This window comes from Pseudomonas silesiensis, assembly GCF_001661075.1.
Classification (GTDB): Bacteria; Pseudomonadota; Gammaproteobacteria; order Pseudomonadales; family Pseudomonadaceae; genus Aquipseudomonas; species Aquipseudomonas silesiensis.
The window spans coordinates 1,433,840-1,456,364 of sequence record NZ_CP014870.1; the positions used below are offsets into that span (position 1 = coordinate 1,433,840).

Here is a 22,525-nt window from a genome sequence, read left to right on the forward strand (position 1 = left end):
CGGGCGGCCGCGAAAACTGAGTGCAACACCTTACCCTCCGGTAAGGTGCCACCCTGTCCTATACAGGGGAGGATGCAGAAAACGAAGATTTTGTAAGCTAAGTCCCGTGTGATGGCTGTAAGCCGCAACGGGCACAGGCTGCATCTAGTTGAGGTACACCTTAATCAGGCGTCAGGACGATTACTCGCCCCCCGTCTGGGTAGGGTCAGACTGAAAGCTATCAAGGAGTTGTTCAAATTTGGTCGCACCGTCCCAATCCCAAGGGGGCATATGCGATCTCTCATGCCAACAGCAACGCAGGGGGAACCTATCGAAAAGGGAGGCCAATCGGCTGGTGGGTTAGGTTAACCAGGTGGAAAGGGGGGCCGACAAGGTGGTTTGTACGCGCTCTTCTCGGCCGAAGAGGGTACTCTTGGCTTTATCGGCGATGGCAGCTCAGGTTGGTTGTTGCTATCGCTCCTTCGAGTCAGTGAGGCCTAGTTCGGCGTAACGCTTTATTGAGCCGGACACTCCGTAAATACCCCAGTACGCTACACCAGTTACTTGCAGTTGCCTGGCCAGCCCGCCCAGGTGCGCATCAGCGACGAAGCGCAGCACCCTTAAAGGTTGCTCCCGAACAGTTGCGGGCTGATGTCCAGCGCTTGGATACACCACCAACCGGTCACCGTCGAAGATCACCCACTCGAAGCCCACCGACTCGCCGTTGAGCAGCACCAACTCGACCTCGGTGTGCGGTACCTCGAGCGCCTCTATCATGTGCTTGACCGTCGCTCCTCGCGCACTCGCAGGTGAAGGATTGCTGCCGCCGCTCGGCCGGCAGAAAATCGTTGAGCTCCTCGTAGAAGCGGAAGATTGCACTGGTCATGCTGAACAGTATGGCAGGGCAGCAGTATGTGCGAGTCTCGCCCGGACATCTTCTCCAGCAAACCCCAAACTACGGAACACCCGCTGAAAGATTGAGCCAATGCAGTTGCATCGACCGGTTGAATCCAAAGCCGTTAGCTGTCTGTCATGAAGTAGTCACTCCGGCGTCATCAGCACCGCAAGCATCATGTTGATGGACTGTTCATTCTTGCTGAAAGTCTGTAGTGCGCCGCGCACATTGCCGCCAACTTCACCCGAGCCACGCTGTTAGAGCCACAGCGTCAACTCCATGTTTGCGGCTTCGAGGGCCAATTGGTTCTGATTGATCTCGAATAGTAGGGAAGGGAGCAGTCTGCGTTCGACATGGTGATTCCTCCCTGGAAGAGGTCAGCGTAGCAGTGCATGAGTTTTAGAAAACACAATTCTCGAACCCTTAAACGACTTTAGCCAGCGCCAGTGGCCGGTCGTGCCCCTCATCGGAAACCAATGTTCCTTCCTTGCTATGATGGCTAACAGCCGCTAATGGTTAAGGGGAATTGGAGAGGGCATGAAGATGATTTGGAGATTTGTTGTTGTCCCCGCAATCCCAACAGAAACGGTATCAATGCGTAACGGAGCGCGTTTCTACTGCAAGACTGCACCCATAGGATTCAACATCTATGACAACGAAGAGAAACTACGTCTTACGACTACCTACCAGGCCCGAGAAGAAGCTGACGCTGAGTGCCAGCGACTGAATGTGGAGCGTCTTCAAAACGCACTTTCGGATCGAGAATCCATGACTGCGCTATAGGGCATTTTTCACTCTCAAGAAGGCATCAAGCGCTTGGCGTTCCGCACTTTGACGCGGTTGCTCGGCATTCAGGAGCGAGCAAACTGCCTCTGCCTCCGTCCTGACGTTGAACACACCATGCTTGCTGGCTGAGCCTCCCTGTACAAGGTCGACAACCCTGTATCGCTTGCTGCCATCGTCCAGCGTGGTGGTTTCAATCACTCTGAATCTTTCGTGCATGGTTGCTTTCCGTGCATGAGATTGGTGCCCTACAAGTACCGGCAAAAGGAGACGATTTCAAGAACGGGACAGGCTAAAGCTGAGACAATTTATGACGGTCGCGTCGTGCGAAAATTATAGACACGTAGGATCTTGCTGAAACGGAGTTTTCGAGATGGTCTTTACCTTCACCCTTAATTACCAACTTACGTCTGACGAGAGCGATATGGACTCGCTTGTGGAACGCTTGGCTGAAGAAGGCTGCGATTATGCGTTGGTCGGGGTCGGACAACCAGGTCGTCTGACGCTGGAGTTTGTCCGTGAAGCAGCCTCTGCACATGACGCAATTGAGGGCGCCATAGAAGACGTACGCCGAGCCTTACCTAACGCACGCTTGATCGAGGCAGCACTCGCTCCATGACTGACTGCGGTCGCCATACATTGCGCGGGTGGCACATGTGAGATTCGATAGGCGGCATGTTGGGCTGCGAAGCTAAGGATACTTTGGCTATCGCTCTTTCGGGCTTTAGCCCGGCTCCACTTTACCTCCTCACGTTTGGTCTCCGTTGCTATGAGCCGGCAAGCAGTACCCGCCAGTAGATTCTCCGTGGAACGTTTTACAGATCCGGATAATCATCAAGCTTAAGGCTGGGAGCGCCTCCGTCCTCCGGCTCGCGCTTAGGCGTATGTATCACTCCAGCTTCAGCATCTGCACGCATCTGCTCGAGCTCTTTGTGAAATGCCTTGTCCTGAACCGTGGGTTTGCTGGTGTACGGTTTTCGGTCAGGTACAGGTTGGGCCGCATAGGTCGTTACCGCGTCTGGGTCGTGCTGCAGCTTTTCTTGAACTTGCGATTCCAGCATTGCACGGAGCGCGTCTTTGTCTGGACGGTTCAGCAATTTGTTACTCCTATTCGGAAGCCAAGCTTAAGCTCTTCGATTGGTACATTGAGCAGTTGGTAAGGGCAGGGCCGTTTATTTCGTGGTTGCATCGCAGATTGGCAGTTACCCGGATTGCAGGTTAAAAATCCTGGTAAGCCTACCAAGCCTTGGCGGCAACCGTCTGTGATGAAAATGATGTCATAGCTACAGTCTTGGATGCAGCTTTCGAGATGACTGAAGTGGCCAAACATTCACCGGCCGTTTTGCATGCATACTCAGAGCCTAGCGAGCAATTGCTCAAGCTGTTCTCGCTCCCAGGCACTCAATAGCTCGACAGGATCAGCTCCGTCGCGCTGCCAGAGTTCAAGTGTTCCGACTCGGCCATCTGGCGACCTGCAGTACTCGCAGTAGTCCAAGGTACATCGACTCGTGCGTACAGCCACGTTCAGCCCATCACTGGTTGTGACGTTATGGATGACGCTCAATGGAATCTCCACCATTGAGCGTCCGATGACGAGCAGCGAGCTTCTGCTCACTCACTTAATGCGGCTGACGGCAACGACTAACCCTCAGGATGATTTGCTCGAGATAAGCGGTAAGTTTGCAATACCTTCAGGGGCAAGCTTTCAACGAATGTTGTCAGCCTTTCCAGATCGACAGAGATGCTCGAAGACTCTGCGTGAAGCTGGTTAGCAAGAGAAACTAGGATTGCGGCGCGAAGATCCTCCACTTCTGGAGCGGAAGCGTCATCAGGCCACCCATCGGCAGACCGCGTGACATCGTGGTAGTCCTTGTAACCAAAGCACCGAGCGAGGATTTCGCGCGCCGCTGACAGGTTGACAGGCTCAGGCCCTGGCCAATCGCGATGGATGACTTTGGCGATCCGTTTGAAGCCTTTCTGGGGGTTAAGGTCTGCAGGATATATCGGGATACGCATGAGTAAATCTCCAGTTGTCGGTACGGGGGCGGGAGCCCGCTTGACACCTGGCCATGCATGCTAAGAAAGGATTACATTTCGTTTTATTGACGGGGCAGGCCTGTCTGGCTTGATCTGCGCCTGTGATCATAGCCATTCTAGGTGCTGGAATTCAACCCTTGCACCGCGAAAGCAGATCGAGGACGCGCATTTCAGCTGTCTCATTTTTCGTTGGCGTTACCAAGCTGTCCGCCATCCCATGCTTTCGTGAGTTCATCTATTCGATCCGCGATTTGAGGCTTTACTGATAGGACAAGGCAGCGCGTGTTGCCGACAAATTCTTCTATCAGGTACACAGCGTCGCCGACATCCAGTTCGAGCTCCTGCAGCGCTTCGTCTGGAATTCGAATCGCACCGTCACCATCCCATTCTTCGATGATGATTTTCATAGGTGGCTTTTTCACGTTTGGTCTCCGTTGCTATGAGCCGGCAAGCAGTACCCGCCAGTAGATTCTCCGTGGCACGTTTTACAGATCTGGATAATCATCAAGCTTAAGGCTGGGAGCGCCTCCGTCCTCCGGCTCGCGCTTAGGCGTATGTATCACTCCAGCTTCAGCATCTGCACGCATCTGCTCGAGCTCTTTGTGAAATGCCTTGTCCTGAACCGTGGGTTTGCTGGTGTACGGTTTTCGGTCAGGTACAGGCTGGGCTGCATAAGTCGTTACCGCGTCAGGGTCGTGCTGCAATTTTTCTTGGACTTGAGTTTCCAGCAGTGCGCGGAGCGCATCTTTGTCGGGACGGTTAAGCAAATTGTTATTCCTATTCGGAAGCCAAGCACTAGCTATTCGATTGGTACATTGAGCAGTAGGTGAGGGCAGGGCCGTTTATATTTGTGGTCACATCGCAGATTGGCAGTTGCCCGGATTGCAGGTTAAAAATCCTGGTAAGCCTACCAAGCCTTAGCGGCCACCGCCTGTGATGAAAATGATGCCATAGCTACAGTCTAGGAAGCAGCTTTAGAGACGACTGAAGTGGCCGAACCCTCACCTGCCGTTTTGCATGGAGGCTCAGAGGGCAGCGAGCAATCGTTCGAGCTGTTCACGCTCCCAGGCACTCAGTAGTTCGACAGGATCGGCTCCATCGCTCTGCCAGAGTTCGAGTGTCCCGACTCTACCATCAGGCGACCTGCAGTACTCGCAGTAGTCCAGGGTGTCACAGTCGTTGAAGAGTGTGAGCTGCCAGCCATCAATCTCCACGGGCATAAGGCCGTGATAAATCTCGCTCCAGGACTGTGTGGAGCTTCGCGTCATGATGCGTTTGCCGAGCACGACGTCCGTCAGCACTTTGCTAACCTCGCTTGCGCGGAGAGAGGAGGTTGTGTTCAAAATGTTCTGAGCTCGAGTCATCGCTTGCCCATCGCTAGGCTGTGGTATGAAGTGACGTCAACGGGGAGGTCGATCCTTCGGCCCAATGGGCCCGGCTCATCAATTAGCTAAGCATTTCTTTCACGATGGAAGCCACATTTCTCGCATCGTCTATCCCTCGGTGGTAGGTGCCCTGCCAGGCCAAGCCCATGGCCTCTACAGTTTGCTTAAGTCCTTTCGGCTGATTGTCATACAAGTCTGTAGCTGGCAGTGAATCACTGGACTGATGCTAATCCTACCCCTTGTACCAAACGCCACTCGGTATGGCATGTTGCTATCAATAGTTCTAGAATCGGCCGACGATTTTCTAGAGCCAGGCCTTGGTCTGGTTTCAGCTACGGTGAAGTCCGCTAACCCATCACGAAGGGCGGCTCCCCCTGTTTGCTACACGGATGTTTAGATGAGCCTCGTCAGACTCAGCTGCTTGCAGTGTTTGATGGCAAGGGATCATCGCAAGCGTTCATTGCTGACCTAAATGAAACGGACTTCAACCTATGTGGCATGACAACGAAACAACGGTCGACTACCTGAATTTTGGCGTGGTAGCAGATGCCTGCGCCAGCCTTCTGAGGCAAAGTGGTGGTGAGCCCATTTCGATAGGTGTGTCAGGTGGGTGGGGGGCCGGTAAATCCTCCCTGGTCAAAATGATTGCCGCTCGCCTCGAAACCTCCGCAGCCTCCGCACTCCCGGCAGTCCCAGAACAGCCCGCGACCACAGCAGGGCAACCCGTGGCTCGGGCCGACCGGTACGTCGTCATTACCTTTAACCCCTGGTTGTATCAGGACTTCGAGAGCGCTCGTAGTGCCTTGCTCCAGATTGTTGGCGACGAAGTGCTGAAGCTGGCCAAGGGTGATGCGACGCTGCTGAAGAAAGCCCACGAGCTTTTGCAGCGCATCAACCTCTTGCGGTTGGTGCAGCTTGGCGGTGAGGCCGCGATCACAATCACCACTGGCGTCCCAGTCGGGGCGATCGGTAAAGCAATCGGCAAAGCAGTCAGTTATTGGAACTCTTTGGGCAACGACGCGGATGCATCCACAGATTCTGCGGATGGCTCTGATGCGGCAAAAGATGAGGATGATGAGTCGGTTGATTTCAAGGCTGAGGGTCTGCTGAACCCCGCAAAGCCTTTGTCACTGCCCAACGAAATTCATGCGTTTCGATCAGCACTTGAAAAAATGCTGGAAGAGTTGGGGATCACCTTGGTGGTGTTCGTCGACGACTTGGATCGATGCTTACCGCAGACGGCTATTTCTACGCTGGAATCTATCCGTCTGCTGTTGTTTCTCAAGCGCACGGCCTTCGTGATCGCGGCCGACAACGACTTCATCCGCGGTGCGGTTAGGAAGCATTTTGAAGGAACCGGCATCACCAGCGACATCGCCACGAACTACTTTGACAAGCTGATTCAAGTACCCCTGCATGTGCCACGCATTGGCGTGAACGAAGCCAAAGCCTATCTGGTGCTCCTGTTGCTTGAACACGAGGCTAGGGTTGGGGCATTCCCTCAGGAAAAATTTGATCAGGCGAAAGTCGAGATCCCCCTGCGTCTGGCTAGAAGTTGGCTTGGTGAGACGATCACATCTGGATTTCTCCACGAACTCGTGGGTGACGATACCAGGCTTCATGGGCTCATGGATCTGGCGCAGGGCCTGGCGACTCTGATGTTCAAGTCCACAGCGATCAGCGCAAACCCCCGGCTCATGAAGCGCTTCCTGAACACCGTGTTTTTACGTGAATCGTTAGCGCGGCCTCAGGGCATCACGCTGGATATTGCAGCACTGGCCAAATGGCATTTGCTGGAGCGATGCAATGAGGAGTTGGCGAACACTTTGTCGTCGATGGTCAGCTCTGAAAATGATGGTGAGGTCGCCGAGCTTTTACTCGCAGAGTCCGCTGCACAGGGGAGTGGGTCGCTCGACAGAACGTTTCCTGATGAGCCCTTTGTCAGAGAGTGGCTGCAACTGGCCCCCGCCCTTGGTGCCACGGATTTACGACCCTTGCTCCATTTGAGTCGAGACACCGCGACACGAGATTTTGGCGACGACAACCTGACCCAGGCGGGGCGTGAGCTGCGCGATGTACTGAAGGTCGCTACCAGTTCCAATGACGCTCTCACCAGAGCAATCGCGGCTGTTGACAGTGGCCAGGCTGAGTTGGCGATGGTGAAAGCGTGGCAGGGCATGGCCTCCTCGCGAACATGGAAGGCCAGTGTCGAAATGGTCATCTTGATAGAGCCCTGCAAGGTTCACCCGGCGCTAGGCAGGCGTGCGGCAGCGCTCTTGGGGCTTGCACCTCCTGGCGACATCGGGCCCGGGATCATGCCATCACTAGCGAGCCAGCCATGGGCGGTAGACATATTAAGATCCTGGCTGGAAGAGACGGGCATTCCTGGACACGCCAAGAGGGCCATCGAAGCTGCGTTGAGGAGTAGTGTCTGATGGGAACTTCGACTTCAAGTGGTGGCGGCAAGGGTGGCTCTCCATTTGACCCTGAATGGTTAGACCCAGGCGCAGGAGGGGTTGGTGACGCTGGGCCGGGAGACGGTGCACCTGACGGCGAAGAGGTCGGCTCTCATGACCCGGCTGCTGATGGCGACGCGGATGGTGATGCCGCTCAAGAGCAAGGCGTAGCACCCGATCGCAGATTCATGCCGGCCCGTGCCAAACTTGGGAAGTACCTTTCTGGCGGTGGGCGTGAGGCCTTGCGTGGTGCTGCCAGCAGCATGATCAATAAGGGTATGGGCGGAGCAGGCCGCGCCAGCAGTACGATGCGCGGAGTCGCTCAGGGCGCCGGACGATTGGGGGCGTTTCTCGAAGCGGTCAGAGCGGGTACGGATCCTCAAGTCATCGACTGGATTCAGAGGGTTCGCGGCCAGAATCTATCGGCCAGCGACCTTGCGCTGGAGCTGATCAAAGAGGTCATGCCGGATACCGGCAGTGTCGACGATGAGTCGCTGAGAAACGCTGCGGCCGACGCCTTGGCTCAGCTATATGAGCAAGACCCCAGTGTCGATATCTTCCATCTCAATGATCAGCAAATTACGTCAGTCATTGGCTTCACTATCGCCAATGAGGTCTGCAACCGCATGGATCTGCAGTTGGGCCAGACCTATGAAAAGCTTAGGTACTCCGCGGTTCAGATCCAGCAGTTTCGTAACGACATCAAGGAATGGGTTCACGCGGAGGTACAGCGAATCATGGATGGTCTTGTGGTGCAGAGAGTAGATCCTCTGACACTTGCACAATCGGTGCTACAAACGGCACTGGAGGTGTTTGCAGAATGATCAAAGTCATTTGTACCAGCGTTGCGCGCCTTCCTGCTCAACTGGCCGAGGATGAGCGCGCTTTCACCTATTTCAAGGGGGCCAGGCGCGAGGGTGTAGGCACCATCGCAAAAAGCTGGCACGGTTCTTTGAAGCGGAAAGGGTTTTGCCCGAGCCCTGCCACGTGGGATTTCGTTCAATTCTGCTTGGCGGTGTGTGCGACAGACCTCTGTGGATTGCGTAGCTCAAGTGCTGACGGCTGGACTCGGACAATCGAATTGAGCGTAGGGCTGCATGAGCCACTACGGTGGGAGCCGTGGAAGGTAAAGCTTGAGCAACTGCTGAAAGTCTTGACCGGAGACTACTGGACGCTGATTTTTACGGATGCCGGCCTGCCTCCACCGCGGGGACGTTTCGTCGCCAAGAATCAGGACTGCGTGTCACTTTTGTCGGGTGGGCTCGACAGCCTCATCGGTGGTCTGGATCTGGTAGCCCAAGGACGACGTCCCTTGTTTGTCTCCCAGTTGGCTCACGAAGATTCTGAGCGTCAACGGCACTATGCAACGCTGCTGGGTGGCGTGGATGCTCATTATCAGTGGAGCCACGGGATCAGCTTTAAGGGCCCCCGAGAACCTTCTACTCGCGGCCGATCACTGGCGTTTTATGCCTTTGCAGTACTGGCAGCCTCTAGATTGGGTGTTGCGCGTCCTACGATCTACATTCCAGAGAACGGGTTCATCTGCGTGAATCCACCGCTTGTTCCTGGACGTGTGTCTAGCCTGAGTACTCGTACCACACATCCACTTTTCATCAGCAAGCTCCAGCAGATATTGGATGGTCTCGGCGTATCGGTTCAGTTAGAGCTGCCTTACCGGTTCAAGACAAAAGGGGAGATGATGACCGAGTGCCTGGATCAGGCGCGCCTTCAGCAGCTTGCTTCGGACTCGACTAGCTGTGGTCGATTCCGTACATACAACCGAACTCATTGTGGGCGATGCGTCCCCTGCATGATCCGTAGGGCTGCCTTCAACGCATGGGCACCAGGAGCGGATACTACGCGGTACGCTTTCCCGAGCCTGGTTGGTAGTGACAAATCTAGTGGGCCTGATGATCCGATGGCGGTGGCATTGGCCGTACTGACGGCAAGAGAGAGGGGTATCGATAGATTCCTCGGCGCTTCACTGGCCTTTGCATCTATTCCTGAACGACCTCAGTATCGGTCGGTACTAACCAACGGCATTCACGAGTTGGAGGCCCTTTTGATTGGAGACGGATTGCTGTGATGGATTTTCACTGCCATCTCGACCTTTACCCCAACGCACGAGAGGTGTTCGCCCGGACGGTTGAGCGGAACACGTTCACCTGGTTGGTGACAACCAGCCCGCGTGCATTCACTGCCACCAGCAGGGTATTGGGCGGACATGTGAATGTTCTCATTACACCTGGGCTGCATCCGGAAATCGTGCACGAGCGTCATGGCGAGCTCGACAATCTGCTTGAACAGATCGAGCATGTTTCGGCTGTTGGAGAAATCGGCCTGGATGGCTCCAAGCGCTTCCAGCACAGCTATGAGATGCAACGCAAAGTGTTCGCCACTACCGTTGCGCAATGCGCAGCCGTCGGTGGGCGTGTACTTAGCATTCACTCGCGCCAGGCCGTGAAGGATGTCTTATCTGTCCTCGCGGATCATCCGGGTTTCGGGACGGCTGTCCTTCATTGGTTTACTGGGACGGCAGCAGAGTTGAAGGCGGCTTCGGATATGGGATGCTGGTTCAGCATTGGGCCCGCGGCGTTTAACTCCGCTTCCGGCAAGGCGCTGGCCAGAAAAATGCCTCGTGATCGGGTTGTCCCTGAGAGCGATGGGCCATTCGCCCAGGTCAATGGGACGACGGTCATGCCGTGGAGTTCGGACGACACTGCCCGGTTGCTCGCACACGCCTGGGATCTGGGAGTCGATGAGGTAAAGCTTTCGCTTGAATCTAACTCACGGAGGTTGATCGGCGTGATAAATGCTGCCGGTTGATCCCGCACTTTCCTCAGCGCTTACGCCCAGGCTTGAGTCGTTTCACCAGTAGGGCCAGCCCTATGCCCCGCACACAAGCCAATCTCGATGTCCTGCGTGAACGGTTCACCGAGATCATGCGCAATCAAAAGGTTGGTTTCAGAGGGGTCGAAATTTCGCCCTTGCTGGCAAAGCTGGGGTTAGACGACAGCCCCGACAAGGGTCTAAGAAGGAGCACCTACGGGGCGGTGTTCTTGCTTCAAGCGATCAACGAGTCGTAACGGCAACCAGCCAACTATGCTGCTGCGGTGCTGTTGATGGAGGCATCGCTTCTTCGGGCACTTGGGCCCGGCTAACGCAGTCAGGCAAAAATCTCTTTCACGATGGAAGCAACATTTCTGGCATCTCCTATCCCTAGATAGTAAGTACCCAGCCAAACTAGGCTCAAAGACGCTACCGTTTGCTTAAGTGATTTCGGTCGATTGTCATACAAGCCTGCATGCCATTTCTTAGCATCGACATGGGGCAAACCTTCGAGCAGGGAAGGGCACGCAGCAAACCCTGCGTCTCGTTCAAGCTGCCTTGCATCATAGCCACCCCAAGACGCCCAAGCAGCGTTTGAATATCGCGCAATAAACGCCGCTAGCTACTGCCCAACCGGCACATATGTTCCTGCAACGTCCACGTCCGCTTGTTGGATGGATGCGAGCTTTTTGCCGAAGCCGGTGAGGACAGGATTGATCTGCGGTCGAACGAAACGCTGGAACTCATCGACGACTTCAAGCGTTTCCAGATCGATCACCACCAGGCCAACCTCAATCGTTTCCATCTGTTCTGGGACTACTGCGAGCGGCCTTGGTGATTCCGCCTCAGCGATCTCATCACAGGTTGCTTCAAGGTCTACGCAATAGAGGTAGCGGTATGGCGCGAGCAAGTTTTGGATGGCTTGAAGGTGATGAAGCTTTGCTTGAATGCTCATGACATGGATGTCCTAGCTTTGATCTGTCCAAGGTACATCGACACGTCCGTACAGCTACGTTCTGAAGGGATTGCTGAAGGTCGTGCTTCTTCTATTCCGGCGTAGAGGCTATCTCAAAGATGTGCTGATGCGGTTGCCGACACAGCGGGCGGGCGAGATTGGGCAACTGTTGTCGCATCAGTGAATGCCGGCCTGACTTACGCAAGGTGAGTAGGCGGACGCTTACAGATACAAAGCAGGATCAAGGCCCCCAGCGAGCTAAAAGCGCTTCGAAAATGCGCGCTGTGCGCGTGGGCAGGAGGTGGAGCATGCAGGCCGCCCCGCCTTGACCTGGCCCCCGGTGCGCTCACTGTGCTGAGGTGATTAGTCCTGGAAGGAACCGATTTATAAGTCCGATATGAACCCCTACCCGCGTTGCGATTATTGCTCCGGGCCTGCGGTGGCGCTCTCGCCGCTGCTCGATAGTGATCCCTCTCAAAACTTGCTTTGGAGGAATGTTGCTAGGCACATAATCTGGCCCAATAACCATTGGAACTTCTGTTACTCTTATCATGGCTCCGCCACTTATGCCTTTTGGAGTGGGGCTAGTCTGCCAACGTTCCTCTTTGATTATTTGGTTCTCATAAGCTATAGCAATATGAGTTTCACGACTTAGATTTAAAGCTTGATATCCTGTTTCGTCTAATTCACGAGAAAGAAAGCATTCTCTTTTCGAGTTCGCTTGATTGCCAATTGTGTTTGATATTTTTGCGCGAAAGCCGGCAGCCATATGAATGCAACCAAGTTCATCTGTATGACTTAAGTCTAAATCAGCTAAAGTTAGTGCGACATCTTTGAAAGAGTCCGGTACAATTGATTGGATGTGGTATACGGACGCATCTACAGGATCATCTGCGTGTGTTCCTGATGGGCCTCTTCGGCTGCTGAATCTGTCGCCCAAAAATTGTGTGAGAAGCTCGCCTCTACCGGTACCAATGCATAAAGCATAATGGCCGATAGCGTCAAACACATGCGAAGCACTTAAGACAAAATACTCCCCATTAATTTGAAGGGCCACTCCAGATCCAATTTGCTCTAATTTAGGTGAGAGTTTTTTGGTGTGGTAGATAGGTAGCACCGCTGACTCAATCCTCTGGGGTGTGGAAAGTGCCTTCTCCGCTTGCATTTGTAGTATGGCGCGGGCGAATTTCATCCGTGGATCTTTTAAGTCGATTCCTACTTTCATGGTGGCTGCTTTGGGTAGGGTTGAGGTATATGGGAAGAGAGTATACTGAAAAATAGTATGCGAGAAAACGATCATTGAATGGGACTATGTTAATAGTGGCTTGCATTTTCTCTAACATAGGATCAGCTCATCTAATGCCCTGATGTCTATAACGCCCAAACCTGAGCTCTGGCTGCTAGGAAGCTAAGGCGTCGATGGCTACGCCCCTTTGGGCTTAAAGGTTACGTGCTTTCGCATACAGGCTCAGAGCGCGGCGAGCAAACGCTCGAGCTGTTCACGCTCCCAGGCACTCAATAGGTCGACAGGATCAGATTCTTCGCGCTGCCAGAGTTCAAGTGTCCCGACTTGGCCATCAGGCGACCTGCAGTACTCGCAGTAATCCAGGATGTCACAGTCATTGAAGGGGGTGGGTAAGGGCAGCAAAAAAATGGCAATCCGAACAGTATCGAAAATTGCCCGCTTGTTTTTTTGGGCATAAAAAAAACCTCGCCGAAGCGAGGCTTTCCGCATCATTTACGCCTGATCAGGCGCCTAGCAAGCTAATCGGCTTTCTCCACTCTGTAGGTGGCTCGTCTGCCAGCGAAACCAATGCCTCATATTTTACGATGCCGGCAATCCTGGCCGCTTTGTCGATGCTGTCACGAGCATCTTTAAGAGCAGATGCTTTAGTCCAGCCATTCGTGTAGCGCACTGTCCATAACGTGGTCAGTTTATGTTTGTTGAATTTTTCTTTTTTCAGTTCTTCGATGAACGTGTTACGGGCAGACGAGCTAACTCCGCCGTCGAGGTCAACGGTTGCGACAGCATAAAAGTCCATGATCATTCCCCCCGAGCTTTATTGGATTGGGAAACAACGGAAGCCGCCAAGGTTTTCGTGTCGTTGCTGTATTTTTCGCTCTGGAGAACCCGGCCTGCTTTTGCTTCCATTTCAGCACTGGTTTGTTTCCCAGTGTTGGCTTGCGCTAACGCAGAGGCAGCAAGGCTCTTTGCGATGGCGGATGCAGATGGATCACGGAGAGTGTCTGATGCCTGTTTGGCGACTTTTGCGGAGGACTGCTTGGTGTTCTTTGTCATGAGTAAATTCTCGATAACGGCTAATTAGGCGCACTTATCCAGAATGACCACCAATCGTCTCACTATTGACGAAACCGTCAGCAGTGGGCTAAATGGCGTCCTTCTCTAGATGTGTGCATTTTCAAATGCGTGCCTCAGAGGGTGCAGGTAGTCGCGCTACGTTTGGCGACAGAAACGTGACTACCTGCATGCATTCTTCAGCGAAACGACCTTTACTGGTCGTTTTTGCATTTGTGCGCCAAGACTACTTGAGCGTCCTTTCCAATAGCAACTCCATTCTGTGCATATACCTAAGTTTTTCTGGGGATAACCCTGTGGATAACTTGTGCTCACTCTCTCCGAGCCCCATATAAAATATGGCCTCCAACAAGTTTTACCGTTCGTCGGGTAAAGCTAATAATTTATAAATTTGGCTTTCTGTACGCGCACTCCAGTCGAGATCTATCTGGTGGCACCCTATGCCAGCACTATAGTCGCTTTTCGTTCTGAGGGCCTTTTGAGGGCCTCCTGAGGCCATTGTGGCTATACATCCAGTATGATTTTTCTTAATTGTGGAGTAGCCGTATGGGCTTTTTCTGAGCGCCATTAAATTGGCGATGCGAGAAGCATCTCCGAGTCGAGTTCATCGTTCTGACGAAACAGTCGTCGAAAAAGCCTCAAGCGACGGGTGAAATAAGCTCGTGTCGTGACCCCGTTGCTTCAATCTCCAATCAGGGCCCTGGGCATCATTTCATTGGGATTTGTATAGGTTGCGGCGTGCGTTTGGGCAAACTCGATCGCGGTTGAGATATCCAATGAAATCGAAGCAAATGATTTCATCAGTAATGATTCGGGCAATGCCCAATCCCATTTTTCGCGCAGCATGTTTTCCACGTCTGCGAGTATCGAATCCAGATCGTTTGCATCCAGTTCACCAACGTCCTTGAGTGCCGCCAATGTCCGTTGGATATCTGCCTCAATCTCAATCGCTAAGCCCGCGTTATCACACGAGAACCCCACATGATTGAGTAATAGGCGAAGCGCATCGTTGGCGTAATCACCCAGCCAACTGATCAGATAGCATCTGCCACCAGACTCAATGAGGTAGCGTTCACCGAGGCCTAACGCGTTGAATGTCTTTTTGGCTTCGTCGAGTAACGCTTGGGCATCGCGGTCTATGAATGGGCAGGGATTAGGGTCTGCGAGGACAGCTCGCATTTCCTTGCGCACATTGTCATGCACCATGGCGCCTAGGCCGTCGAACAGAGGAGGGGCGCCCCCGCGTGCCGGGGCTACGATTATGACCTTTGCCTGAAGATCAACATCACGAACTTGCCACCGTCGGCCACCGAAGATGATGCGCTGATCCTTTGTCAAAGGCCTGCTGATGGGTACAGAGCCTAGGGCTTTACCGTCGCACACCAGGCGGAACTCCTCATCGCTGATAAAGGCGCTATAGAACTCATAGTGGTTGATCAGGCGCTCCCCGACTGTCCCGGGCAGCAACAAGCCCGAGCTGTCCTGGACGATGAGTTCATGTTCTCCCAGCGACTTGAGCAGCTTGAGAAAGTCGGGCTTTTCTACGTTCTGGAATGCCGCTTCAGCCACCAAGTGTTTCCAAAGATCAGCCGCAGTTGCACCACCACACTGAGCAATTACAGAGAGGCATTGCTGAACGAGTGTGGACGCATGAAGACCCTGAGTCCGGGGAGGTTCGAACCATCCACCGAGTAACAAACGAACCATGGCAATGGTCTGAACCAAACTTTGGCGTAGCTGATCCGAAAGGCTGGAGCTATCCTTGAGTGGCGACTCCTTGCAGTAAACGCGCAAGATCGCGTTTTCCCCCGGTCGTCTACCCGAGCGACCCAGTCTCTGTCGCAAGCTGGCCACTGAGGGTGGGGCGCCAATCTGCACCACTGTCTTGATGCTACCGATATCTATGCCGAGCTCCAGCGTCGTAGTACAGATGGCTGATGCTGCTTGGCCGCCTGCCTTGAGGGCGTGCTCAGCTTGCTCGCGCAAGTCTTTCGAAAGGCTGCCATGGTGGGGCCAGAACTCATTGGGTACACCATCTTTCTCACAACGCCGGCGCAACTGATCTGCGTACCATTCAACTTGCTGCCGGCTGTTTGGGAAAATCAGATTGTTGCTACCACGCAATACCTTGTAGAGATGGTCAGCGATCGCAAAGTCGGGACTTGCCTTGTTTTCCGTTTCGTCTTCTTCGCTTTGTTCGTCAGCAGATTGGATGAGAAGCTTTTTAAGCTCGCTCATGGGGGGCTGGATGTAACCGCGAACCTGTACCTGAAGTGTCTGGCCTGAGTTTTCGGACTTGATGACGGTTACTCCTCCTGCGTCTGCAGAACGAAGAAACTCCTTAGCTAAACTCATATTGCCGAGCGTGGCTGAAAGCCCGATCCTGGGGAGGCGGCGCCCGGCAACGAGCTCTACTCGGTGCATCAGGGATTGAAGCTGTTTGCCTCGCTCACTTCCAATGAATGCATGCAACTCGTCCACGACGATATAGCGCAGATTTTGGAACACTCCGGCAAGACTGGAGCCTCGGTTGACGAACAGAGCCTCCAGGGATTCAGGCGTGATCAGCAGTACCCCTTCAGGCGACTTCAGGAAGCGATGCTTTTTACTTGATGAAATGTCGCCATGCCAAGCCACCACGGGAATTTCGAGCTGCTCACAGAGGCGGCCTAGTCTGTCCCATTGGTCGTTGATCAAGGCTTTGAGGGGACTGATGTACAACACTGACCCGGGTGGGTCGTAGTCGTTCAGCAAATTGGTGAGTATGGGGAGGAACGCAGCCTCAGTTTTCCCTGCCGCTGTTGCGGCGGCAATGATGACATCCTGATCGGCATCCACCAGTACCGGCACAGCCCTTTCCTGGGCGTCACGCAAGGACGTCCAGCCTTCAGCCCAAATCCATCGCTGAATACGGGGTTCCAGCTGGTCGAATCCCGATGACTCAGAGTGTGAAGGTGGCAAGTTCATCGTCCGCGTCGACTTTCGTGTCTTCTTCTCCGCCCAGGTCTTTGGCTACCTCGACACCTCCCAGCAGCGTTTTCCAGTCAGCTCCCGGGTTTTGCTCCAGGATGGCTAGCAGATTGATAAATGCAGTGATCGTGGTGCGCGGCGAGCGGAAGTAGGCTTCACCCAAACGCTGATTACAGTGCGCCATAAACAGGGGGAGCGCTTCGTCAGGCAGTAGATATTTTTCGACATCGCCGCCCGCGTAAACATGGCGAAGCTTCTGCAGCAGCACATAGAAGTCTTCGGGGGTGAGGCTGGTCAGGCGAATCACAGGGCCCGACAGATCCACCAGCCCTGATTTGGCAAACGAATTCTCTGCCAGACGCGATTGCAGGGCAGGGTAACTAAACAGGCCTCGGCGAGTGTCCATCAAGAACTCTGGGGTACCGCCCAAGAGGAATCCGAGACCTTCAGAGGATCCCTGTAACGAATCATTGAGGATGCGCAGGATCTGCTCGTAGTTGGCATTGCGTGCCTGCGTGTTGGCCAGCTTGTAGAGGTTGACCAGCTCGTCGAGGCAGATCATCAGACCGCCAAAACCTGCGAGTCTGACGAATCTCGACAGCAGCTTGAGCTGATCGTAGACAGAGGCATCATCAATGATGGTTCGCACACCCAAGGCTGTGCGGGCATCGGTCTTGGTGGTGAACTCGCCACGCAACCAGCGAATGGCATCAGCCTTGAGTTGTTCGTTGCCTTCCTCGAAACCTCGGCAATACGCGGCGATTACTTCAGCGAAATCGTAGCCGTTGACCATCTCGGTCAACTCAGCCAGCTGTGCTCGAATGACAGTCTCACTGTCTGTGCCTGCCGCCTTGGCTTCCGTTTTGGCCTGCGAGATAAATTTCTCAACAATGCCTTGCATCGCACCACCGTCGGGCTTGGTGCGCGTCGACATGTTCTTGGCCAGCTCGGAATAAAGCGAGCGTGCTTGGCCGCCCGTAGCGTGTAACCTACGATCCGGGTTTAAGTCAGCGTGCATGGTGACGAGTTTGCGCTCCATGGCGATTGCTCGAACCAGATTCAAAAAGAATGTTTTGCCTGCACCGTACTCACCAATCACCACTCGAAATGCCGATCCGTTCTCGACCAGGCGATTGACGTCCTTGATCAGCGCATCCAGCTCTCCCACCCGGCCAACCTGAATCAAGTGTTGACCGACGCGAGGAACAACGCCCGCACGCAACGATTGGATGACCGCGTCGCGATCCTTGGCTCTGATAGTGCTCATAGGGCTAGTTCTTCCAGAATGTCTGTATTGATCTCGATGGGATCATCACCTTCGGTGACGGGCATGTCGAAACGCTCAAAAGCCATGTCATTGATTTGCTCCAGGGCGCCATCGAGCATCAGCTCCATATCGCTGGCAGCGGCTTCAAGTTCGGATCGGCTCCATTCGGCACGGGAAATCAACAAGCGCAAGAATGCAGAATGTTCCAGATCGAGGCCGGCAACGTCAGCAGTGGTTTCGGTCGCCGACTCCACAGTCTCAACGGCCTGTTCCGGCTCCTCAACCTGGTCATCAGTGAACACCTGGGCGAGGAGGGCAGAGACTTCAGCCGTTTCACGTTGCAGCTCAGCAATGCGCTCGTGATCAAGCACGAAGCCCTGTTTTGCAACGGCGGCTGATTGTGTGCCGGGTTCGGTTGGAGTGGAGCTTGTTGCAGGTTTGACGGGAGTAATACTCCCCCCGGCTGCGGCGCCGTGAAGATCGCTGTAGAGCAGTTGACTATCCAGTTGCAGCGCCTTGTAAACACGCTCAAGAAGTTTCACTTCAGCAGGGCTGACGATCCCATCGGCTTGCGCCAAGTGAGCCAGGAAGCTGGCAATCGTGCGCTTGGCTTCGACAGTTAATGGATTGAGCTTTTTCTTCAAGCTTGCCAGCGTTGGCGGTTGCTGGATTTGAATCTGCAGGTGCGCCTTGAGACGTTTGCGATGGGCAACGCTCAGGTGACTCCAGGAATCGATGTGCTGAGCAAGTAGTGAAACTTCTTCATTGGATGTATCGCCGTCGGCAGAGGCGACTGAACTGGCCAGATCGAGTGTGACTGAGGCCGCGTTGTAGGCCGCTGACGCTCGCAGTGATCCGTCCTCAGGTTGGGTCACGAACAGCGCGATACGGTCTTCAGCTTTTGGAGTCCTGCTCCCAGCGAGTACATCAGGCTCCATACCGATATGAAGTGATTCCAATGCACGGGCAAGAGCGAGAACCTTGTCACGCGAAAGTGCACCAGCGCTCTTGAGTCGGCCGGCGAGTTCTCCAAAGCTCATGACAATCAGATCGTCACCGATCTTGCTTTGAAGCTCCTCCAACTCCGTACGAGCTGTTGCTGGCCAAAGGGTGACTGGAAGTTGCAACAGGCCTTCCAGGGCTTCTGCGCTTTCAGGGTTTCGGCCTAGATAACGGCTGTAAGGTTCAAGCTCGCTGGTGCATAGCTCCATCAGCAATTGCAGACTTTTTCGCGTTCCCGACGTGGCCATGACATCAGGAAGATCGCCCACGTTAAGCAAGGGGGCCATCAATACTGCCGAGGCAGGTCGATAGCTTGCTTTGAGCTTGGTTTTGTTTTGGGCGAGCATTAGACCCGTAGGATGTGCACTGGCGTACTTGAGCTTGAACAGCGCGGCGAAGACTTCCTTGCACCGTGTTACCGGGGTGCGCTTGCTGATATTGGGGTCAGCTAACGCCCATGCCAATGCCCAGTTGGCATCAAGTGGCCGTTTGTTTGCGGCGTGTTGCCCCAAACCAATGCGCAGTGGGAGAGGCATTTCATAGCCGTAAGCAACGGCACCAGGAGGTGGGCCAAGGTAAAGGTTAGGATCGAGCGTTTGATTGCCCAGGTAATCCAGAAAGCCCTCCGCATACCCCCTGAACGATCGATTGTCCCCATAGATATCCAGTAGCCGTTGGACTTCTTTGACGATCAGGGGAATCTCGGCCTTCACCTGCGGGTCACTCACCGCATCAACGAGAGCACGTCGCTCAAGGCCATAGAAAAACAGAAAGACGTAGCCAGTGTCTGCCAGCGGATCTCGGCGTCCGCCTTCTAGCCACTGCAGGTACGCGCGCCGAGCCTCAGGCGATATGGAATGGAAACTCGGCCAGTAGGACATCAGCCGCTCTTCGATATCAACGTACGACTTGGCTATCCGCAGTTTGGGATTGAGCAGTGATGGCTCTTGCGCATCGTATCGACCCAGCGCGCTTCCTACGTAGAGCATACCTCCTGGAAGTGAAAAACCAGCCACTGAAACTGACTCGTCTGCCGGCACCCACCGGGTATCTGATTTCTGTTTGCTTGCGTCTGGAATTTTAAAGGACGCGGAAGGCGGGGAGCCTAGTTGGACGGTATAAAAATCGGTGGTTTCTTCAGGCATATTGTTGGACGAAACCTCTTGCATGGAGAAGGTCACGTTTTTGCTGCGCGGATCCCGCAGGGGTGCTGTCTCTGAAGCAGATTTTTGCAACTGCTCAAGCTGCCGTTTAGTGCGCGTGGCCAACAGCCACATAAATCCACCGATGCAAGCGACGACACAAATAGCGATCCAGGCGTTCTTCGGGATCGAGGCGAATGCACCAAAAGCCAACGCAAAAATAATCAGGATGCCGGTGCCACTGGAGTTTGTTGCCTTCTTCCTTGCCATGGTTCGTTTTCATCCTTGAAAGATGGGTGCTGGCGCATTGGCAGTATCTGATATTTCAATAGCTAGAGCCATGGGGCGCGCAGAGCTATCGATCGGAAAAACCTTCAAACAGCTAGTCTGTACCATTCTAGGCGTCCGGCCAGCTCTATCGGCCCCAAGATTTTCAAAGGTGGTTTGAACCGCCTTTGGCAGATATGCAGAAACCCTACCAATCACTTTTAGGGGAAACTCGTCATCGAGAGGGCGCCTGGGGGGCGAGGTGGTTGGCACTAGACGATGGCCGAGGCATGGATGCCCATGACGCATCGTTTTGGGTCGTTACTTCGGGCCAGCGACGCCCGGCTCACCTAGTCAGCCGAGAATCTCTTTAACGATGAAAGCAATATCGTGCGGACGGCTACGTTCTGAAACCTTGCTAAAGGACGTGCTTCTTTCATTTCCGGCGTGGCGGCTACTGAACACATCATCGCTAGCATCGGGCATCACCATTCATTTGATTCAGTTGCCGCTGCCTTCAAGTCGGGATAATCATCAAGTGCAAGATTAGGCCCGCCTTCGTCCGTCTGCAGACGCTCCGGGTTACGTATTCTCCTGCCTCAGCATCCGCCCTCTCCCCTCACCGCCCGAGAGGTCTGCCAGGTACTGTCGGACGTCGCGCTGGGCGAACGCATCATGACGCGAGGTTCCATCCAGTCTTGGAGCGAGATCTACCACGGCCTCACGCCAGCTATGGAAGGTTGTCGTATAAGCCAGCATGCCATTTCCTGGCGTTGAAATGCGACAGGCCTTCGAGCATGGAGGGGCACCCTGCGAAAACAGTATCGGGTTCAAGCTGTCTTGCATCGTAGTCACCTTATGACGCCCATGCTGCGTTGGTATAATGCGAAGCAAAAGTTCGTAGCTCTTCGCTACTATCCCCAACATAGTGCTGGATCGGCTCTGAATGCTTCGCGGTCGAAGCGCTCCCAAAGTCCCGTCAGCGCATCCCGGAATGTTGGGATGCCGCTCTCGGCTGACGCCCAGCACCTGTGACGACAACAACATGCTTAGCATCCCGCAATTGTAGAGCAAGGGTGCAGGTGGTCATGAACATTCCTAGGTGCGGATTTCAGTTGGATGCCGAGATTATGGGCGTTGGATTGGCGGCCAATTGCTTAAAAGCTAAGGTATTCTGATTGTCGGCAGTCCGGCAACGTATGCCAAGGACATGTCTGCTGGGTAGTGGCCCGTCCTCTCCCTCATTTGGCGCATCAAGTCCGTGTAATTATCCGTAATTCTGCGGACGCCGTGGGGCGTGAGTAGACTCACATGAATACTTGCTTTGCGAGCCCACGAGGCACAGATCCTTCTCAGCGCATCAGACGATAGTGGGCGCCCAGGGGCATTAGCCGCACGAAAAAGATACTCTCCGTCCGACAGCTTTGAAGCCTTCACGTACTGATTAAAGATCGCCCTGTGCCGTTCTGGAATTGCATCGAGTACCCTCTTGGTGTCAAAGGTCTTCACCCCATACACCGCAGCACCATGATGCATTCTCGCCGATAGGATCTCGCTTGAACGCAGCGCACCCAGCATGCATGCAAACAGAGCCCGATCCCTCAAGTCGCCAGATTCGGAAAGGATCTTTTCCAAGAGCTGAATGTGTTCTTTGGACAGTCCTGGCTGAGCCCCGCTAACTAGTTTTAATAACGGGTTATGACCAGCATCGGGAGCAAGCAGCAGACGTTTGAAGGCTACGAGTTTTTTCAGGGAGAGATCGGTTACGAGCTGTTCCAGCTCCCGTTGATCTACAGACAGCCATGCTTCCGGCTGCAGGGTAGCTTTAATGGTTGAACCAATTGCATGCCTGACAGTGGCTTCTGACGGCACAGGCTCATCAGGTTGGCAGACCTTTGAGGCTTCGTTGAGATCGTAAAAGTTCTGATAGCCCAGTCCTTGCGCGAGCGTTTTTTGAGCCTCTGCAAGCGAAATTGGAGTTGGGCCACGCCAGTGCTGTTGCAACTGCTTGGCAAGGCTTTTGAAGCCACGATTACGGATCAGGTCTTGTGGATAGACTGGGACGCGCATAGCAATTCTCCGGTCGCCAGGGTGTCGGCTGCCCGCTGACTATCGTCGAAATGCGTGCGATAAAGAGGTGTTGCAACCTGTGGCATTGAGCCTTCACGAGCCGACCGTTTGATCCAGGGAGATCAGAGGCGGAGAAATTAGCATGGCAATCCGGGGATCGTCTACGATGGT

General features: G+C 54.1%; 22 protein-coding genes and 3 pseudogenes. 7 read left to right on the forward strand and 18 right to left on the reverse strand.

What is annotated here, in order from left to right; translation table 11 throughout:
* Positions 1 to 534: 534 nt before the first annotated feature.
* Both PMA3_RS06505 and PMA3_RS33000 read right to left on the reverse strand, forming a co-directional pair.
* Positions 535 to 865 (reverse strand): annotated as a pseudogene (locus PMA3_RS06505) (ubiquitin family protein); the annotation flags it as partial.
* A 155-nt stretch (positions 866 to 1,020) separates the two neighbouring features.
* Positions 1,021 to 1,215: pseudogene (locus PMA3_RS33000) on the reverse strand (hypothetical protein).
* Positions 1,216 to 2,030: 815 nt separating this feature from the next.
* Here PMA3_RS33000 and PMA3_RS06520 point away from each other — a divergent pair.
* On the forward strand, positions 2,031 to 2,276 hold the full coding sequence (locus tag PMA3_RS06520) for a hypothetical protein (protein WP_064676391.1): 246 nt from the start codon (positions 2,031 to 2,033) through the stop codon (positions 2,274 to 2,276).
* A 196-nt stretch (positions 2,277 to 2,472) separates the two neighbouring features.
* Here the strand turns inward: PMA3_RS06520 and PMA3_RS06525 are convergent, their stop codons facing one another.
* The 6 genes from PMA3_RS06525 to PMA3_RS33530 form a co-directional block, all read right to left on the reverse strand.
* Positions 2,473 to 2,754, reverse strand: a complete 282-nt coding sequence (locus PMA3_RS06525) for a hypothetical protein (RefSeq protein WP_064676392.1) — start codon at positions 2,752 to 2,754, stop codon at positions 2,473 to 2,475.
* A 257-nt stretch (positions 2,755 to 3,011) separates the two neighbouring features.
* The gene (locus tag PMA3_RS33525) at positions 3,012 to 3,236 is read right to left on the reverse strand and encodes a DUF7693 family protein (protein WP_082930262.1); all 225 of its coding nucleotides are present in this window, start codon (positions 3,234 to 3,236) and stop codon (positions 3,012 to 3,014) included.
* Positions 3,237 to 3,298: 62 nt separating this feature from the next.
* The gene (locus PMA3_RS06530) at positions 3,299 to 3,673 is read right to left on the reverse strand and encodes a hypothetical protein (protein WP_064676393.1); all 375 of its coding nucleotides are present in this window, start codon (positions 3,671 to 3,673) and stop codon (positions 3,299 to 3,301) included.
* A 200-nt stretch (positions 3,674 to 3,873) separates the two neighbouring features.
* Complete coding sequence (locus PMA3_RS06535) at positions 3,874 to 4,101, reverse strand: AbrB/MazE/SpoVT family DNA-binding domain-containing protein (protein ID WP_237140693.1); 228 nt, start codon at positions 4,099 to 4,101, stop codon at positions 3,874 to 3,876.
* A 78-nt stretch (positions 4,102 to 4,179) separates the two neighbouring features.
* Positions 4,180 to 4,461, reverse strand: coding sequence for a hypothetical protein (locus PMA3_RS06540; RefSeq protein ID WP_064676395.1), 282 nt, complete (start codon positions 4,459 to 4,461; stop codon positions 4,180 to 4,182).
* 258 nt (positions 4,462 to 4,719) lie between these two features.
* Positions 4,720 to 5,058, reverse strand: a complete 339-nt coding sequence (locus PMA3_RS33530) for a DUF7693 family protein (RefSeq protein WP_064676396.1) — start codon at positions 5,056 to 5,058, stop codon at positions 4,720 to 4,722.
* Positions 5,059 to 5,570: 512 nt separating this feature from the next.
* Here PMA3_RS33530 and PMA3_RS06550 point away from each other — a divergent pair.
* The 5 genes from PMA3_RS06550 to PMA3_RS06570 all read left to right on the forward strand — a co-directional run bounded on the left by PMA3_RS06550 (position 5,571) and on the right by PMA3_RS06570 (position 10,621).
* Positions 5,571 to 7,514 (forward strand): KAP family P-loop NTPase fold protein, encoded by a 1,944-nt coding sequence (locus PMA3_RS06550; protein WP_064676397.1) that lies wholly within the window; start codon positions 5,571 to 5,573, stop codon positions 7,512 to 7,514.
* The gene (locus PMA3_RS06555) at positions 7,514 to 8,359 is read left to right on the forward strand and encodes a hypothetical protein (protein ID WP_064676398.1); all 846 of its coding nucleotides are present in this window, start codon (positions 7,514 to 7,516) and stop codon (positions 8,357 to 8,359) included. The genes PMA3_RS06550 and PMA3_RS06555 overlap by 1 nt, the downstream gene beginning before the upstream one ends.
* Positions 8,356 to 9,621: a Qat anti-phage system QueC-like protein QatC gene (gene qatC / locus PMA3_RS06560; RefSeq protein WP_064676399.1), complete on the forward strand. Its 1,266-nt coding sequence runs from the start codon at positions 8,356 to 8,358 to the stop codon at positions 9,619 to 9,621. Before PMA3_RS06555 ends, qatC begins: the two co-directional genes overlap by 4 nt.
* The gene (qatD, locus tag PMA3_RS06565; protein WP_082930263.1) at positions 9,621 to 10,361 is read left to right on the forward strand and encodes a Qat anti-phage system TatD family nuclease QatD; all 741 of its coding nucleotides are present in this window, start codon (positions 9,621 to 9,623) and stop codon (positions 10,359 to 10,361) included. Before qatC ends, qatD begins: the two co-directional genes overlap by 1 nt.
* 62 nt (positions 10,362 to 10,423) lie before the next feature.
* Positions 10,424 to 10,621 (forward strand): hypothetical protein, encoded by a 198-nt coding sequence (locus PMA3_RS06570; RefSeq protein ID WP_064676401.1) that lies wholly within the window; start codon positions 10,424 to 10,426, stop codon positions 10,619 to 10,621.
* A 365-nt stretch (positions 10,622 to 10,986) separates the two neighbouring features.
* Here PMA3_RS06570 and PMA3_RS33005 read toward each other — a convergent pair whose 3' ends face one another.
* The 8 genes from PMA3_RS33005 to PMA3_RS06605 all read right to left on the reverse strand — a co-directional run bounded on the left by PMA3_RS33005 (position 10,987) and on the right by PMA3_RS06605 (position 20,287).
* On the reverse strand, positions 10,987 to 11,319 hold the full coding sequence (locus PMA3_RS33005) for an exonuclease domain-containing protein (protein ID WP_237140694.1): 333 nt from the start codon (positions 11,317 to 11,319) through the stop codon (positions 10,987 to 10,989).
* Positions 11,320 to 11,665: 346 nt separating this feature from the next.
* Complete coding sequence (locus tag PMA3_RS32395) at positions 11,666 to 12,544, reverse strand: hypothetical protein (RefSeq protein ID WP_152032239.1); 879 nt, start codon at positions 12,542 to 12,544, stop codon at positions 11,666 to 11,668.
* Between the two features lie 243 nt (positions 12,545 to 12,787).
* A complete protein-coding gene (locus PMA3_RS33535) occupies positions 12,788 to 13,057 on the reverse strand; it encodes a DUF7693 family protein (protein ID WP_152032240.1) in 270 nt (89 codons plus the stop codon).
* Between the two features lie 10 nt (positions 13,058 to 13,067).
* Complete coding sequence (locus PMA3_RS06585; RefSeq protein ID WP_193408119.1) at positions 13,068 to 13,361, reverse strand: hypothetical protein; 294 nt, start codon at positions 13,359 to 13,361, stop codon at positions 13,068 to 13,070.
* Positions 13,362 to 13,363: 2 nt separating this feature from the next.
* Complete coding sequence (locus PMA3_RS06590) at positions 13,364 to 13,618, reverse strand: hypothetical protein (protein ID WP_064676403.1); 255 nt, start codon at positions 13,616 to 13,618, stop codon at positions 13,364 to 13,366.
* Between the two features lie 699 nt (positions 13,619 to 14,317).
* Positions 14,318 to 16,534 carry a DEAD/DEAH box helicase gene (locus PMA3_RS06595; protein ID WP_237140725.1) on the reverse strand — a complete coding sequence of 739 codons (2,217 nt, stop codon included), beginning with the start codon at positions 16,532 to 16,534 and terminating at the stop codon, positions 14,318 to 14,320.
* 43 nt (positions 16,535 to 16,577) lie between these two features.
* Positions 16,578 to 17,873 carry an ATP-binding protein gene (locus PMA3_RS06600; protein ID WP_064676405.1) on the reverse strand — a complete coding sequence of 432 codons (1,296 nt, stop codon included), beginning with the start codon at positions 17,871 to 17,873 and terminating at the stop codon, positions 16,578 to 16,580.
* Positions 17,870 to 20,287, reverse strand: coding sequence for a tellurite resistance TerB family protein (locus tag PMA3_RS06605; protein WP_064676406.1), 2,418 nt, complete (start codon positions 20,285 to 20,287; stop codon positions 17,870 to 17,872). Before PMA3_RS06605 ends, PMA3_RS06600 begins: the two co-directional genes overlap by 4 nt.
* A 591-nt stretch (positions 20,288 to 20,878) precedes the next feature.
* On the opposite strand from PMA3_RS06605, the gene PMA3_RS33540 reads away from it, so the two are divergent.
* Positions 20,879 to 21,061, forward strand: coding sequence for a DUF7693 family protein (locus PMA3_RS33540; RefSeq protein ID WP_420848685.1), 183 nt, complete (start codon positions 20,879 to 20,881; stop codon positions 21,059 to 21,061).
* A gap of 140 nt (positions 21,062 to 21,201) precedes the next feature.
* Here the strand turns inward: PMA3_RS33540 and PMA3_RS30515 are convergent.
* Together PMA3_RS30515 and PMA3_RS06610 are read right to left on the reverse strand one after the other, a co-directional pair.
* Positions 21,202 to 21,374 (reverse strand): annotated as a pseudogene (locus tag PMA3_RS30515) (Sir2 family NAD-dependent protein deacetylase); the annotation flags it as partial.
* A 74-nt stretch (positions 21,375 to 21,448) separates the two neighbouring features.
* The gene (locus tag PMA3_RS06610) at positions 21,449 to 22,354 is read right to left on the reverse strand and encodes a site-specific integrase (RefSeq protein ID WP_064676407.1); all 906 of its coding nucleotides are present in this window, start codon (positions 22,352 to 22,354) and stop codon (positions 21,449 to 21,451) included.
* Between the last annotated feature and the right edge of the window lie 171 nt (positions 22,355 to 22,525).